This is a genomic window from Bacteroides fragilis (assembly GCF_019583405.1).
GTDB classification, from domain to species: domain Bacteria; phylum Bacteroidota; class Bacteroidia; order Bacteroidales; family Bacteroidaceae; genus Bacteroides; species Bacteroides fragilis_B.
Genome location: NZ_SZUU01000001.1, coordinates 566,064 through 579,686, shown reverse-complemented (window position 1 = coordinate 579,686; position 13,623 = coordinate 566,064). Strand labels below are relative to the sequence as shown.

The window sequence follows — 13,623 nt, the reverse complement described above, 5'->3', positions numbered from 1 at the left end:
TTTTAAAAGGTTATTCTTTCAAATTCTAAATTCACATTAGCAAAGTGCTGGTTTATACCTGATTCCGCGAAGGTGTCTGTCATCTGATAAAGGCGAAAGGAATATTCCTCAAAAAGAGCATTGTTTAGGAGTTCTACAATGGTTTCGTCATAGTCGGATAATTCAGTCAAACGGGCTTTATCTTCAACCAAGTTGCCGCTACCATTATCAATGTCCGGGACATAGATATTGATATGAGCGCGCCCGGTTTGAACCTGTTCAGCATCACCACCGGAAACGATAATTACAGCATCTTCGGCTGTAGCATCAATCGGCCTTGTACCTTCTTTGTAGAGGGTTCCGCTGATACCGGGAAAGACATCTACAAGGGCGTTGTAAATATCATCCTCAATCTTCAATGCGTTCTTCTTCTTTCCCATTACTTAAATCCCAATCGTTTTAATGTTTTGCGTACCAACTTTTTAGCCATTATTTCGGAAGTATCAAGGACATTCAGCCCCTTGGCTTCCACATAGGCCGCATAGTCCATACCTGCAACCACTATCAAGACAATACCCGTTGAGTTTTTAGCAATCAATCTGTTCATGAGTTCTCTGCCGGAAGATGCGCCTTTTGTTGCAGTTGGCTTGACAGCTTCAAAGCCGCCCTGATGCACAACAACACCGTTGTAAAGAACACAATATCCGGTTGAGCTTCGCAAGTTTCCTGTTTGGTCGGTGTACCTTCGTTTGGTTCTCGCTTCCCGGACGCATTCAAGTCCAACGTAATTGAACATCTGTACCAAAGCGGCTATTTTGAAGCGTATGCGTTCTTCAACAAAGCGGCCAAATTGCCCTTCCGGTGAGTTCCTTTGTATCGGCATAACCTACTCAACTGTTATCTTTACGTTCTCAACGACATCAAGAAACTGTTTATCCTGCACACGAAACTTGCCAACCGTTACACCGCGAATAGTATTCAGTACGACATATTCGGCGTTGAAATCCTGCATATCAATCAGAATTACAAACTTGGCGCGGGTAAACGTGCCGCCTTCGTATCGGCCTAAATGGTCATTCGTGTTCGTAGTGAAGTTGCAGGGAATGGGTTCGCCAAGTGCCTCCTGGACTTTTACCGGGTTGCCGTTTTTAAGCCCGCCGCCTGTTGTTCCTACAATTTGCAATGTTCCGTTAGCGATAATCATAAATCTTCTCCTTGATAGCCGTAAACATCTTGATTGTTATAGTCCAATTCATTACGAATTAAATCAGCCTTTGCCTTAAATCGTTTTCTTTCACCATCGGAAAAGCTATATGAAATGCCCGCTTGCGATATATTCGGAGCTTCGGAAAGGAAATCATAAATACCAGCTTTCGCCAATTTATAATTGTTGCTATTCCGAATACTGGGTGTAATATCATCGGACGGGTTCAGCCCCAATGCTTCGGCTACTTCTTCAATGGTAGCCGAAGGAATTGGATAGCTGGATAGACTTTTCAATGATTTAGAAATCGTTCCCATAGCTCACTTTTTAGGCGGCATCGCCGTCATTCCAAGTTGTAGCCATTGTATTGATGAATACTAATGACTTTCTTCCGGTCAAAGCGGGCTGCACATAAGCCTCTGACATGGTAACTTCAAGCATTGGGTTTACGTCGGAGTAAACCGTCATCTTGTAGTAAGAACCTTGCGTTTGCAAAGCATCCGTTGCTTTCAGCATCGGAACGGGCTTGAAGTAGGTGTAACCCAAGCGCGGTTCGGCAGAAAGGGTACATACGTTCTCATTCCAAGGCTTGATAGTTTCTTGATTACCATCTTTATGCTCGATAGTGGCATAGGTGTCGATGATAAGAATTTGGGGAGCCTTTTTCTTGCGCATATAGCGGTTGATTGTATCAACGTCTACATCGTCAATGCTTTCGAGGCCGACAGCCTTCATGACTACACCAGCAACGCGCTTGATAGTCTTTTTCTGCGCACAGAGCAAGTCAAAAGCGGCCTGTTCCATGATTGCATACTGCGGCTTTCTACCACCTTTCTTGGCAACGATTTTCTGACCTCTCATGATGTCAGCCAAACCGTCGGCAGTTTCGGCGTTGTCCCATTTCGTTGTTGCGCCGATGAAGTTTTCTTCCGGCACATTGAAATTGATTTCGTCCTGTTCTGCCATATCGCCGTCAATCTTGGCAGTGAGAACCTGCTTACCACGTGAGCCGATACGCATTGCGTCGATTTCAACGCGGTAGTCCATACCGTCAGCGCAGAACTTAATGTCATCATAAGCGAGGTCAACCAAATGCTGGGCAGTTGCTGGGTCATCGCTGGCGGCAGCAATAGCCTGCAAGTCGTTGTAGTTATTGATTTCAATTTCATCTTTATCGCGTGAAATCTCAATCTTGCCCAACGTTCCACTCCAAGAACCAACCTTTTTGCGGGTTTTCTTCGGAGCCTTCGTATTGAAGGCAACACGGTCGGCTGATACTGGAATACCTTCGTCACCTTCAATGCCTTTGAGGTCGAATTTGGGCGTATATTTCAGCGGGAAAAGCTGCGGCCACGCAAGCCCTAAGCCGGGCACGTATGAATTGACTTCCAGCGTCAAGCCGGGCTGGTCAATCTCAAACAAAGGAGCGTTCATTTGTCCCATAGTTATACACGTTTAATAGTTGGTAACAAGGCTTCAATATCCTTTCCGATACAAGCCGTTTCTTTTCTCACATTTGCGCCGTTGATTAAGCGCACGGGCTGTTCACCCTTGCCTTTGAAAATCTTGTTTCCAAGAATGTACTCCGGCGTGTAGATGGGTGCAGCCGCAGAAGCGGAAGCCGCCTTTGCTTGATACAGACTTTCACCAGCTTTAATGGCAATACCCATTTCAACCGTTACTACGTCCTTATCTTTGGCGGATGTGTCTACCGCAGTGCAGGCAACGGCCTTCTTGCCATAGCCCAAAGCATCGCCAACGACAATACCACTACCTTTGGCAATGTTGATTGTTGTGTCGGCAGAAGCAACAGCGGACAGCAAACGATACGACTTGATGACAGCGAACTTGTCGTTTGCATCTAAGCCTACCGCAGTAGTTTCAGGTGCATCAAAACCCGGCTCAACGACAATTCCGCCGCCCGGTTTTTCGGCAAAGACCTGTTCAATACGAATAGGGTCAGCCGTTTCAGCACCGTTGTAAGAAAATCTATCTTTCATTACTACTCACTTGTTTTTGGTAGCCCAATGATGGCCGGGGCAACCGTTTCGGCCTTTCTTGCGTTTACGCGGGCTTGAACATAGGAGTTGGCTTGGCCTTCTTTCCCGGTTGAAGCACCGCTTTTCGGTCTGCCTACAACGCCGTCACTTGCAGCTTGGCTGGTTGTTGCTTCTTCAACGTCGGGAGTGATTTCCTCAATCCATTCCTCGAAGTCTGCATCATCCTTAAACTGCATACGATTAAAGTTCTTCATGAAGGTGTTGCGCGTCTTTTCGGGAGCATCTTTCAAAAGAGCTTCCAATGTAGACTTGCGGGTGTCAGCTACTTTCCCTGCTTTCAAGGTTGTAACCTCGTTAGTCAGTGCGTCAATTTTGCCGAACAATGATTTTACATAGTCGGGAACCTTTTCGCCGCCTTTTCCTTCACCGCCATTTTTACCGTCATCAGTAGCACCGCCGTTTCCGCCTTCGCCCCCTTCACCTCCGGGTTCTTCCGTCGCATCGGCTTTCTTGCCATCTTTCAGACCGAATTTTTCTTCATAGCTTTTTACAGCCTTCTCCTGTGCGTCAGTTGCCCGGCTGTCGGCGTAGCTATCAATAACCTGTTGTAGAGTAGTTTCCTCAACGAATGTTTTGGCCTCCTCTTCACTTTTTACAGTCTTCACGGCAATGGCCGCTATCCTGTTCAATACTTTTTCGTCTATCCCAGCAAATTTGGTTTTCAACGAATCCAAGATAAAACGTTTTATACTCATAGTTTATCAACTAATTGGTTTATACAAAACTAATGGTTAATTGGCGTTTAGCTTACATTATACGCTTTGTTTTAGTACAAATTACTTAATTAAGACTTTAACACGCAAAAGTAAACGAAAGTAAATAACCTGAAAAGGTTATAAAAATACTTGACAAAAGTATTGCTATTTTAAAATAACTTCCTATATTCGCCATGTACTTAGAAATGAAGCAGTTATAAACCATAATTCACAACAACAATGAAAAAAGGTATATTAAACTACACGAAAACATTCATCAACAGTAACTTTCGTATGAAAGTGTACGGAGTAGATGAAAACGGGGACCGGATAAACAAGCTGGTAGGCGTTGCCGGTTTAATCGCTCTTATCGGGATAGAGCTTTTCAATAAGTTCGTTGACCGCGCTGTAAATGCCGGACTTGACAAGGTTGTTTGTAAGCTCCGCAGAGGACTTCAAATCAGTTTTTACACTAAATAACCAGCAGGGTTTCCACCCTGCATAAATCATACGATTATGACAAAAGAAACATTCAGATTGATTGATGCAGTACAAAGCGAATGCATCGAGGCCTGGGGTGTAGTGGAAAACGTTAACACCCGTGAATATTTTGGCACAGAGGAAAGTATTGAGCTTATTGGGCAGCACTTGTATGTGTACCAAAAGAGAGATTCAGTATTCAGCTTTATAGAGCAGTTCAAGCCAACTTATAAATTGGCTGTGGCAGATGATGAAGATATCAAGATTTACAAGATTGATTAGTTTAATCGTTGGGCGAAAGCCCTGCACAACATATATAATTATGAAAGTAACAAAATTCAAAGGTACTTATCTTCAAAATAATGAGAGAGCAACAAATAGAGTACTTATCATAAAGTCTGAAAAATACTGTACAATCTTACACAAAAAGGTGTTATGTGGCATATCAATTATCAATGGCAGATTGAATGAAGATTTTGAAATGGTGATACCTCGATTGAAACGAGGCCTCAAATCAGGCGAGATAGTAAAGATAGCATAATATTAATCCGTAGCCCGAAGGCTACCATAATGTAACAACAATATGGGAACAATCAACGACAAATACGGATGTAGCGTTTGCGAGGCTGGAAAAGAGAATTACACAACGTTTTCAACACAGTTAGGCCGGAAGCGGATAAAACGGATGCAATACGATTATCGAACGCCGGAAGGCGAGCTATTCAGTTGCATAGGAATAGACTTGGCAGACTGTCGCCGGAAGCGTGATGAATGGTTAGCGAAGAAGTAACAAGGAAACGCCCCGCCCAACCAACGGGGCATAATCCACAACAACGATATGGAAATAAATGAAGCAATGCTAATTGTAGCGGAAGAAGTTGCCCGCGAATTGGATTACATCGAAGTGAGTAAAAATGTAATCAAGGGATTTCAAGACGATTTTTGGGGCAATCGAGCGATAGCCGCAGATAAGCAAGTGAAATCCTGCTTGTACATTCTTCCTCAATGGGATGGCGAAAAGGATGAACGCAAGCGCAGCCCGAAGATTAAAATTGATATGTATTGGGGAAAACCGCGCTTGGGTATTGATTATCCGGACGGTTCTTTTTGCTGCCTCACGTACAAGGATGGGAAGGTATCAGAGGCGCAAGCCTTCGGTGAGAACGGCCTTTCGCGGGCTGTCGAAATCCAACAGAGAATTGACAAACTAATTAATCAATAACATTTAATCCACAACAACAATGGAAAATCAAGTAGTTTTAAGTACAAAGAACTGCCATCGGGCAGCGGTAGTAAAGCAAATAGAACATCCCGAATTAGGGGAATGGGCTTTTGCTTGGAGAGGACAAGAACTTGGAGGGAATTTAATGCATAGAGATTATGCACACACTGCAACAAGTTCTAAATGGAATCGTTCAATTATTGTATATGATAGCAAAAAGTATCTTTCAGAATGGGAAGTTATATCATGGAAGTATGAAGTAAATCTTGAAGAACTATGGGAAGCGGCTTACAATGCCTTCTATTCCACAAGTTTCGTACCGGAAGAACGCGCCGCGCAGTATATTCGCGATTACGAGCAGGAATTGAACGCTGACCTTGCAAATATGCCGGAAAACGAAAAGGAACACTACATAACGAAGTATAAAGATTGGGTTCGTACTCTGTTCAACAAACATTCCCGTATCATGAGCGCGATGATTACCGGGCCAACGCGTTTTCCTACTCGCAGAAACGAGAAGGCCAACAATTCCTACGATGCAGCATACAAGGAGTTCAGAGAATGGCGGGAAAAGGCTCTCAAAGCGATTGCCCGTCGGATTGAAGAAGCTAAACCAGCCGAACAAAGAGAAAACGAAGAATGGATGCGGCTCAAACGTTCAATCTATTCTTCCGCTTGTACAATTAAAGGTATTAATGATGGCATTGAAAGAGGGTACAACAAGTCTCTGTTCGTTTCCAGCATCTACGGGAAGGTTGAAACCTATGCAAAGCGCGGCGATGTTGCTATGGTGGAAAAGGCCATTGCCTACGTTCGTGAACTCAACAAGCAATCATCAATCATCACGGAACGTCACAAGTTCTTTAAACTTGCAGAAATGGCGAAAGCTGCGTGCGAGGCGCAAGAAGTAAAGGCGGACAAAGAAGATGTTGAGATTGAATTTGAAGGCGGAAAAGTCATAAAAAACTTCTCCGAAGACAGGTTGCAAATAATCTTTCCCGGTAAGCCGGATTCAGACACCATTTCCAAGTTGAAAAGTAACGGGTTCCGGTGGTCACCTCGTTTTGTTGCATGGCAAAGACAGCTTACAATAAATGCTTATTATGCGTGTGCACGTGTTGTTCCAGTTACTGTTGAACAATTAAAGCCAGCACAATGAGAAAGAAAGCATTCAAGGCGGCTCGCAAGGAATTACTTGCAGTCGCCAACTGCTATGAACCTATTCGCCGGAAAGTCCTCAAAGGCGTATTCTTTGATAGTACAACCGATTGTTTCCGTTGGGTAGGTCGTGCGCATAATTATAGCATTCATCATTCTAAATTACATTGATTATGAAAACATATAAGCATACAAAATTCCAATACGGAACAAAATTACCTATTGTCGTTTTTGAAATGTTCCAGCAGCGCGTAATGGATTACCATTTTCGCGGTTTGGGCGATGTCATGAACTACTTGTTGGAGGCGTATTGCCGGATGCACAACAAAGAAAAAGTTTCCAAAACGATTAAAAGAGTATTCAGCCATCAGGACACGGGTTGGTTCAGACTTTTCCGTTACGATGAAAAAACCCTTTTCTGTTTTGAGACAAGCCGGGAGCTTTCCGATAGAGTTAAGAGATTGGCAGACCTGCAGGGATATTCAACGCGCAATCAATTAACAAACTTCATCATTGGCGCGTTCATCGCCAGCGCACACGAAACGCTTCGCAATCTTAGCAAAGAAATGAGCGAGCAGGAAGTGGTTGCGGAGATTAAAGGGACAATGATTGCTACCTATGTCAGCGACTATCAATTCATGTTTTTAAAGCAGACGGCGGAGGAACAACGCACAAGTTTAATGAGCCTTCTTGGTTCTACAACCGATATGTTTCTACAATTGGATGAAGATAATACAGACCGCTACGTGCCAAAGGTTCTTCGGGAAATAGCGGAAAGCGTTTTGAACATTGAAGGCTATACAACGAAGGAATTTAGACGCGGGAAGGCCGTTGCAATAACCGTTAATGATGATAAGGCCACGCGAATAATGAAAGCTATGCAGAAGCACAATATCAGAACGCCTCGTGAATTTCTCCGTCGGGTTATTCTCTTTTTCTTCAACGCTCGTTATCTGATTTTTAAAGATAACATTTCCGCTGGGGATGATATGCCGATATGCGAAGAAGTTGACTATGACGATTACTTTAATGAGCAATGCGCCAAAAAAGCCTTCGCCCGTTCTCTGTATGCAAGTTGAACTAAAAATCGTACTGACATGAAAAGAACAACGGTCAAAGTCTATCTGAAAGATAAGGACGGGAAGAAGAACTCATTTGTAACGCCAATCAACCTGCCGGAAGATGAAGCGCACCAATATTACATTGGCAAGTGGTGGAATATGGGAATTGAAGGCGATTACATGATGAAGTGCTACATGGTAGAAACTATCGGCGTTGAAGATGTTCCATGATGCTGTTTTCCCTTGCTCTATCGCAAAATTATACCCGTTCTTGATAAGTTACCAAGGCGGTGAACAAAAGTATCAGAAATCAAAAAAATGGAGAAAATAACTAAGTCATACGTCATCAAAGTAAGGTTCCCGGCTCCGGTAGAAGGAAAGCGGGAACACTTCTTTGGTTCCCTTGCTGCCATTTACGAGAAGTTCACGCCCTATCAGATAGGCTGCAAACTTCCTACATTGTGGAAAGCTGGGATTGAACCGGGAAACCCGAAGAAAACAAGAAAATGCACCATTTCAAAACATGAGGTAGTGCGCAAAGAACAACAAAAAAGGAAAGAAATATTATGGGAGAAATAGCAGAAAGTTTAATAAATGGGGAATTTGATTACATAACAGGCGAATACTTGGGCGAAGCTGTCGGCTATCCAAGAACCCATACCAATAGCAGAAGTGAGTATCTTTCCCCTATACAGAAAAAGCCTATCAGCAAAGCAAATATTTGCATCACGAATATGTGTAAAGATAGAGGGTTCAATAATCAAGAAAAGGTTGAATTGGTTGCAAAGTTCCTTCATAGTAAAGGGTACAAGCAATTGCCTAATTTATCAAAGCAGTATAAAATAATTCATAGTCAGTATAAGAACAATTTTAGAAAGTTCTTAATGAAACAAATGGAGTTGAAAAAAGAAAATACAAATGGCTGAAATCAAAAGAATAACCATTGTCACCGCGCAAGGCGTGAGTGATTATACAGTAGGGAGCAAACATAACTCCGAAGATGAAAAAACCGTCGCAAAGATTGAACGGACATACGGGTACACCGATTTTTACGGTAAATATGTAGGTGGGCATTACTCCGTATTGAGCGAAAGCGGAAAGCTGATTGCGACAATAACGGAATCGTGCCCAATGGTAGTTGATTACTTTTAAATAAGAAAGAGTATGAGTAAAGACGTTTTAATAGCATATGCGTATGACGGAATGAGACATACATATGAAAAAGAAGTAACTTCTATATCTGTATGGATAAACGGAAAATGCGGACACCAAGTTAATGATGAAAGCGTTTCCGCTTTACTTAAGGAGGCAAACAAGTCCGGCAAGATGCAAATATACATTTGTGATAGTAAGAAATTGGACGGAAAAATAGATGCGTTTGGTGATACTCCACTGTACACAAACGGGCAATTAAGTGTAAATAAATTGGTATATAACGGAACTCTTGTTTGGTCAAGGTTTAAACAACAATCGCAAGGAGGTAAATTATGAGCGTAGCTTGTATACAAGACATCTACAGATGCGATACTTGTAAATCTGCATCAGACGAATATGGAAGGGGTTGTAAGCATGGAATGTTATTCCCGCTACTTCTCGTTATGGCAAACAGCCGTAAATGTGAAAACTATGAGTTTGACCCGGAAAAGGTTAAGCTACAATTGAAACGAAAGGAGGAACGGAAAAATGAATCTTGACGAATTTATAGAATATCTTGAAGAAATAAGAGAGGAACACGGAGGGAATCTTGATGTAGCCGCACAAGTTCCGCCTGGTACAAAATGCTGGGAAAGCTCGTGGACGCAGTTTGAAGTAAGGGTTGTCAGCACTGACGGCGGGTCAATTTATTTGCAATGTTCAAATTTAATCAGAAAGGAATATGACTTATAGGGAGAAATATGCTGAAAGAATTTCCAGCTTCACAAAAAATCAGCTTATACAAGAGGAAATAGAGCTAAAAGCCCTTATCGCATTGTATAAAGAGAGGTTGGAGATATGTACAAATGATAAGAAGGTACATGATGCACAAGTAGGGCTTAAACGTACCAATATTCGCTTAGATGAAATAAGAAAACGTAAAACAATTTAAAAATGAAGAATATCACTAATTATGAATTGCTGAATGCTTTAGTTGATACTACAAATATCATGAATAGCTGGATAACAAACTGTAGAACGCGTGAAGAATGTGAAAAATGTGCCCTATTCCCATGTGTCGCTATCAAACAGACGGATAAAAATAAAGTAATTATCAACAGTTGGATAATGAACTGCAGAAAGGGTGAAGAATGCAAAAGATGTGCATTATTTCCATGCGCTTCTGTCAAACCAACAAATAACAACAATAAATATGAGTGAAAAAGAGGAAAGAATAAATGCTATAACAGCAGAAATTCAAAAGGGGATTAATGAAGCAAGAGAAGCTATTAAGCGCTATGGAGCAACCATTCCTAAATCGGATATCGTTGTGATTATCAAAGATGGAAAAGGAATGCTCCAAGCTATTAAAACAATTAACGTATAACAAGATAGAAAGGAATATTATGGCAGTATTTGAAGAAATAGCATACGGAGTACAGTGCGATGTATGTGGTAAGGTATATATGAACAAACATTCCGGCTTTACACTTTTTGTTGATGCAAATTCAGCAAAGGAAGATGCACAGGACTATCATTGGTTAATCGAAGATGGGAAATGTTATTGCCCGGATTGCTTCGAGATTGACGAGGATGATAAAGTGACTATAAAGGAGAAGAAAGAATAATTCAAATCAAGATAGATATGAATAAGAAAGAAGTAATTAAAATGGCGGAGAAATATTCAGGTAGAACTATTTCTCAAGTAGATTATATGGCAGGGTTCCAAGCAGCTTGCAATATTGTAAGACAGAAACTTGAAACTTGCCATAACGAAGATTTTTGCAATGAAATGGAAGAACTTGCGCAGGTTGCATATATGGATTTATCTTTCGATGATTAACGTAAAACAGAACAGAAATGGATGAAATTGAATTTCAAAACAAATCAAGAATATACGCAAGTTTAAGAATAAATTTCACTGTGTGGAATATAGTAGGCGGTGTTTACGGATACAAAGAATTAATAAGAATCCCAAGAAAGAAAAAGAAAGCATTAAAGACAAGCATTCTTCGGGATATTATTAAATTAGATAGAACCTACATAAAAGAATGCCCAAAGCCTAATAAAATGCCAGCATTTAGTTATAAACAGTTAAAATAGCAAGAAAGGAAGGAGCCAACCGCCAGCCGGAAGGCTCCTTTATTTTTCTGCAGCCACCTTATAGAATTGTTCGTTGTCCTTCAAGAAATACGGCAATGTTCCTTTCGCAGTCATCTTCTTTATTCGCTCTTGATTCTCCTTACACCATACTTTGAACTTCTGCGGTGCCTTCTTAATCCTTCCCTTGAATTGATAATTGGAAACATCTTCGCCCGCAAGTATGGCTTCTTCGTACTTGATGAAGTCCTCGAACTTCGGCGTGATAGGAATAGCCACACAACGACATTGCGGATGCCAACCCGTGAACTTGAAAGTTTTCGGATATTTCCCGGCCAATTCATCGCAGATGTCCTGTATCGGGTGATTGTTTGAAAGGATGATTTCAAAGCCTAAAACAAGGTCATTGCTTTTCCAATTCTCGTGGTCTGCCGTATGGTAGGCAATGTTCACTTCGCTACGTGATAGGCGCATGGCGTTCTTGTAAGAAGAACGGTACACACCTTGGCCGGGATGATAATTCTTTGCTCGCTGGGACAAAACAAGGTTCCCGTGCTTGTCGCGTACCCGGCGGAATAACTTCTTGGGTTCCTTTAAGTAGGTTCGCACGTCCCGGCTCAACGTTGCCGCACTTCGCCCGTCCCCCAAAGCAATATCCAAAGCAAGTTCAAATTCGGATTTACTACTTTCTACAATGTTCCAAACACGGGCTGATAATCCCATTCCGTTAATTTTCCGTGATTGAAACGCTTTCAAAGCCTCCAAATTTCGTGGTTTAAATTGCGAAATTTGCTCTTTTGACAGGCGGCTTGATAAAGTTATTGCATCAACCCAAGAATTGTTCTTAGCGCAGCTTAAATCCCACGCGTCTGCATTTCCTTTCGTGATAGCCTCGTAAATACCTTTGTGCAGCTTCTCAAACAACTTCTCAACGCGCAACTTCAATCCCGGAAAATCATCAAATGAAAACGGCTTATTACCGGCAAACCCAGATTGCTCGCCAAGCCGGGAAATTTCACTGATGATTTCCGAGAAAAGAGCATCTATTTCACGTGCCAATCTGTTGAGGTTGGCAATGTGCTTTTTATCAAATTTGCTTGCTTCTGCCATGACTTTGTATTAGATTGTGGGTTCTTCTATGTCTGCCATACTTTCCGCAGCTTCTTCGGCCTCTATCAAGGCCAGTTCTTCGTCTACATCTTCAACCTCGCCAAGTTTTCTTATCGCGGTCTTGCGTGCCATGATAGCCTTTCCGCCCGTTGCGTTGGTGTAGTTGGTAATCTGTTCGGCATCGTCCTTGATATTATAGGGCGTGATGACTACTTCAACATTAAGGCTGTCGATAGCACCAACCAATGACGGGTACATCTTCTTCATGAAGGCTTTCACTACATTGATTTCCCGGTAGAATACATCAAGCCAAATGCCACTTTCATCCGTGACCTTCAACTGACCGTCTATGAACATCATCTTGCGAGCTTCGCCGGACATCGGGCTTGCCTTCATACTTTCCATAGACATATCGGGTAACTGCAATTGAACAAAGAAGTTCTTGCGGATAGTCTCAACATGAAATTTCAGACTATCAATAGCTTGTTCCCATGTCTGATATCCGGCCTTCGCATTGGAAGGATAACGGAGAACGTTTCTTGCCGTCGTATCATCGTCTGATTCATTCCCGAACTTCGCAACATCGTCCTTATCCATAAATACAACCCAATTGGGTTTACTATTCTTTCGCAGGTAGTTCCCATTTCGGGAAAGCGACCATTCAGCCTCGAAAACATTCTTACTTTCATCTTCCCAAATAGGCTCTTCACGACTGCCATAAACGCCTGCAATCTTCCCAATCTTTATGTCCTCGTTCAGTTCTTCAACCCATTCACTACCGCGCCCTGATTGCGCCCAGCGAATATGCTTCTTGTCTGTGTAGGTTTCAAAGTAGGTTGTTCTTTCTTTCCTCACTTCACGGGTGTATTGGATAGAAAGCGCAATCATGTCATCGTATTCATCGAACAACGGGAAAAGGATATCACCTTTCATCGGCGAATAGGTCTTGCAGCGAAGTTTCAAGCGGGTTTTCTCGCCTCCATAGATGGCTTCTTGCTCTTGGCTGTACCAAATTGTAGCAAACTCACACGAGGCGTATAACGCCCGCCCGCGCTCGATATTCATGCTGTCAACCTTGTTTTTCTTGAAGATACCTTCCATTATCTTGGCAACCTTCTTTTCGTTGTCGTTTTCAGCGGTATACACACGCTTGACCGGGATGCCAAAGGCAAGTTCTGTCATACGCTTTACTGAGAGCTTTTGCAATCCCAGCGTGATACGGCACATGCGAATTAAATCACCCTTTTTGTTCACCTTATCGCGGTAGGTCTTATCAGTCATTACCGGATGATATTTGGGTTCGTACTCCTTTTCAAGTTTACTCCAAGGCGGAACGGTGACCGTTTTCAACTTTAAATCGTCTATCTTTTGGGCGGGTGTCCGTTCTTCATTCAAAATTTCATCAATCGTTTTCATAAGC

The 13,623-nt window shown here is 42.3% G+C and carries 26 protein-coding genes; 17 read left to right on the top strand and 9 right to left on the bottom strand.

What is annotated here, in order from left to right:
- Positions 1–2 precede the first annotated feature (2 nt).
- From FDF36_RS02505 to FDF36_RS02475, 7 genes are read right to left on the bottom strand one after another with little or no spacing between them, the layout of a single operon-like run.
- A complete protein-coding gene (locus FDF36_RS02505; RefSeq protein WP_220390208.1) occupies positions 3–419 on the bottom strand; it encodes a hypothetical protein in 417 nt (138 codons plus the stop codon).
- Complete coding sequence (locus FDF36_RS02500; protein WP_220390207.1) at positions 419–862, bottom strand: hypothetical protein; 444 nt, start codon at positions 860–862, stop codon at positions 419–421. The genes FDF36_RS02505 and FDF36_RS02500 overlap by 1 nt, the downstream gene beginning before the upstream one ends.
- A 3-nt stretch (positions 863–865) precedes the next feature.
- Entirely contained in the window at positions 866–1,183 is a 318-nt protein-coding gene (locus FDF36_RS02495) for a hypothetical protein (RefSeq protein WP_220390206.1), read from the bottom strand.
- Positions 1,180–1,500: a hypothetical protein gene (locus FDF36_RS02490; RefSeq protein ID WP_220390205.1), complete on the bottom strand. Its 321-nt coding sequence runs from the start codon at positions 1,498–1,500 to the stop codon at positions 1,180–1,182. The genes FDF36_RS02495 and FDF36_RS02490 overlap by 4 nt, the downstream gene beginning before the upstream one ends.
- A gap of 10 nt (positions 1,501–1,510) precedes the next feature.
- On the bottom strand, positions 1,511–2,626 hold the full coding sequence (locus FDF36_RS02485) for a major capsid protein (RefSeq protein WP_220390204.1): 1,116 nt from the start codon (positions 2,624–2,626) through the stop codon (positions 1,511–1,513).
- 2 nt (positions 2,627–2,628) lie between these two features.
- Complete coding sequence (locus FDF36_RS02480; RefSeq protein WP_220390203.1) at positions 2,629–3,183, bottom strand: hypothetical protein; 555 nt, start codon at positions 3,181–3,183, stop codon at positions 2,629–2,631.
- A gap of 2 nt (positions 3,184–3,185) precedes the next feature.
- Positions 3,186–3,938, bottom strand: a complete 753-nt coding sequence (locus tag FDF36_RS02475; RefSeq protein ID WP_220390202.1) for a hypothetical protein — start codon at positions 3,936–3,938, stop codon at positions 3,186–3,188.
- A gap of 240 nt (positions 3,939–4,178) precedes the next feature.
- On the opposite strand from FDF36_RS02475, the gene FDF36_RS02470 reads away from it, so the two are divergent.
- The 17 genes from FDF36_RS02470 to FDF36_RS02390 all read left to right on the top strand — a co-directional run bounded on the left by FDF36_RS02470 (position 4,179) and on the right by FDF36_RS02390 (position 11,096).
- Positions 4,179–4,418, top strand: a complete 240-nt coding sequence (locus FDF36_RS02470; protein ID WP_220390201.1) for a ribosomal large subunit pseudouridine synthase B — start codon at positions 4,179–4,181, stop codon at positions 4,416–4,418.
- Positions 4,419–4,454: 36 nt separating this feature from the next.
- Entirely contained in the window at positions 4,455–4,700 is a 246-nt protein-coding gene (locus tag FDF36_RS02465; protein WP_220390200.1) for a hypothetical protein, read from the top strand.
- Positions 4,701–5,001: 301 nt separating this feature from the next.
- The gene (locus FDF36_RS02460; protein ID WP_220390199.1) at positions 5,002–5,208 is read left to right on the top strand and encodes a DUF3873 family protein; all 207 of its coding nucleotides are present in this window, start codon (positions 5,002–5,004) and stop codon (positions 5,206–5,208) included.
- A 48-nt stretch (positions 5,209–5,256) separates the two neighbouring features.
- Entirely contained in the window at positions 5,257–5,640 is a 384-nt protein-coding gene (locus tag FDF36_RS02455; protein WP_220390198.1) for a hypothetical protein, read from the top strand.
- Between the two features lie 19 nt (positions 5,641–5,659).
- Positions 5,660–6,799 carry a hypothetical protein gene (locus FDF36_RS02450; RefSeq protein ID WP_220390197.1) on the top strand — a complete coding sequence of 380 codons (1,140 nt, stop codon included), beginning with the start codon at positions 5,660–5,662 and terminating at the stop codon, positions 6,797–6,799.
- Positions 6,800–6,971: 172 nt separating this feature from the next.
- Positions 6,972–7,877, top strand: coding sequence for a hypothetical protein (locus FDF36_RS02445; RefSeq protein WP_220390196.1), 906 nt, complete (start codon positions 6,972–6,974; stop codon positions 7,875–7,877).
- 18 nt (positions 7,878–7,895) lie between these two features.
- On the top strand, positions 7,896–8,090 hold the full coding sequence (locus tag FDF36_RS02440; protein WP_220390195.1) for a hypothetical protein: 195 nt from the start codon (positions 7,896–7,898) through the stop codon (positions 8,088–8,090).
- Between the two features lie 87 nt (positions 8,091–8,177).
- Positions 8,178–8,438 (top strand): hypothetical protein, encoded by a 261-nt coding sequence (locus tag FDF36_RS02435; RefSeq protein WP_220390194.1) that lies wholly within the window; start codon positions 8,178–8,180, stop codon positions 8,436–8,438.
- A complete protein-coding gene (locus tag FDF36_RS02430) occupies positions 8,426–8,785 on the top strand; it encodes a hypothetical protein (protein WP_220390193.1) in 360 nt (119 codons plus the stop codon). Before FDF36_RS02435 ends, FDF36_RS02430 begins: the two co-directional genes overlap by 13 nt.
- Positions 8,778–9,011, top strand: coding sequence for a hypothetical protein (locus FDF36_RS02425; RefSeq protein ID WP_220390192.1), 234 nt, complete (start codon positions 8,778–8,780; stop codon positions 9,009–9,011). The genes FDF36_RS02430 and FDF36_RS02425 overlap by 8 nt, the downstream gene beginning before the upstream one ends.
- A gap of 12 nt (positions 9,012–9,023) precedes the next feature.
- Positions 9,024–9,350 (top strand): hypothetical protein, encoded by a 327-nt coding sequence (locus FDF36_RS02420; protein ID WP_220390191.1) that lies wholly within the window; start codon positions 9,024–9,026, stop codon positions 9,348–9,350.
- A 385-nt stretch (positions 9,351–9,735) separates the two neighbouring features.
- Positions 9,736–9,945: a hypothetical protein gene (locus FDF36_RS02415; protein WP_220390190.1), complete on the top strand. Its 210-nt coding sequence runs from the start codon at positions 9,736–9,738 to the stop codon at positions 9,943–9,945.
- Positions 9,946–9,947: 2 nt separating this feature from the next.
- Positions 9,948–10,214, top strand: coding sequence for a hypothetical protein (locus tag FDF36_RS02410; protein WP_220390189.1), 267 nt, complete (start codon positions 9,948–9,950; stop codon positions 10,212–10,214).
- Positions 10,207–10,380 carry a hypothetical protein gene (locus FDF36_RS02405; protein ID WP_220390188.1) on the top strand — a complete coding sequence of 58 codons (174 nt, stop codon included), beginning with the start codon at positions 10,207–10,209 and terminating at the stop codon, positions 10,378–10,380. The genes FDF36_RS02410 and FDF36_RS02405 overlap by 8 nt, the downstream gene beginning before the upstream one ends.
- Positions 10,381–10,399: 19 nt before the next feature.
- A complete protein-coding gene (locus FDF36_RS02400) occupies positions 10,400–10,621 on the top strand; it encodes a hypothetical protein (protein ID WP_220390187.1) in 222 nt (73 codons plus the stop codon).
- Positions 10,622–10,638: 17 nt separating this feature from the next.
- Positions 10,639–10,836: a hypothetical protein gene (locus FDF36_RS02395; protein ID WP_220390186.1), complete on the top strand. Its 198-nt coding sequence runs from the start codon at positions 10,639–10,641 to the stop codon at positions 10,834–10,836.
- A 17-nt stretch (positions 10,837–10,853) separates the two neighbouring features.
- Positions 10,854–11,096: a hypothetical protein gene (locus tag FDF36_RS02390; RefSeq protein ID WP_259281352.1), complete on the top strand. Its 243-nt coding sequence runs from the start codon at positions 10,854–10,856 to the stop codon at positions 11,094–11,096.
- A 39-nt stretch (positions 11,097–11,135) separates the two neighbouring features.
- Here the strand turns inward: FDF36_RS02390 and FDF36_RS02385 are convergent, their stop codons facing one another.
- Together FDF36_RS02385 and FDF36_RS02380 are read right to left on the bottom strand one after the other, a co-directional pair.
- Complete coding sequence (locus tag FDF36_RS02385) at positions 11,136–12,203, bottom strand: structural protein (RefSeq protein ID WP_220390185.1); 1,068 nt, start codon at positions 12,201–12,203, stop codon at positions 11,136–11,138.
- A 9-nt stretch (positions 12,204–12,212) separates the two neighbouring features.
- Entirely contained in the window at positions 12,213–13,619 is a 1,407-nt protein-coding gene (locus FDF36_RS02380) for a phage portal protein (RefSeq protein WP_220390184.1), read from the bottom strand.
- Positions 13,620–13,623: the final 4 nt, after the last annotated feature.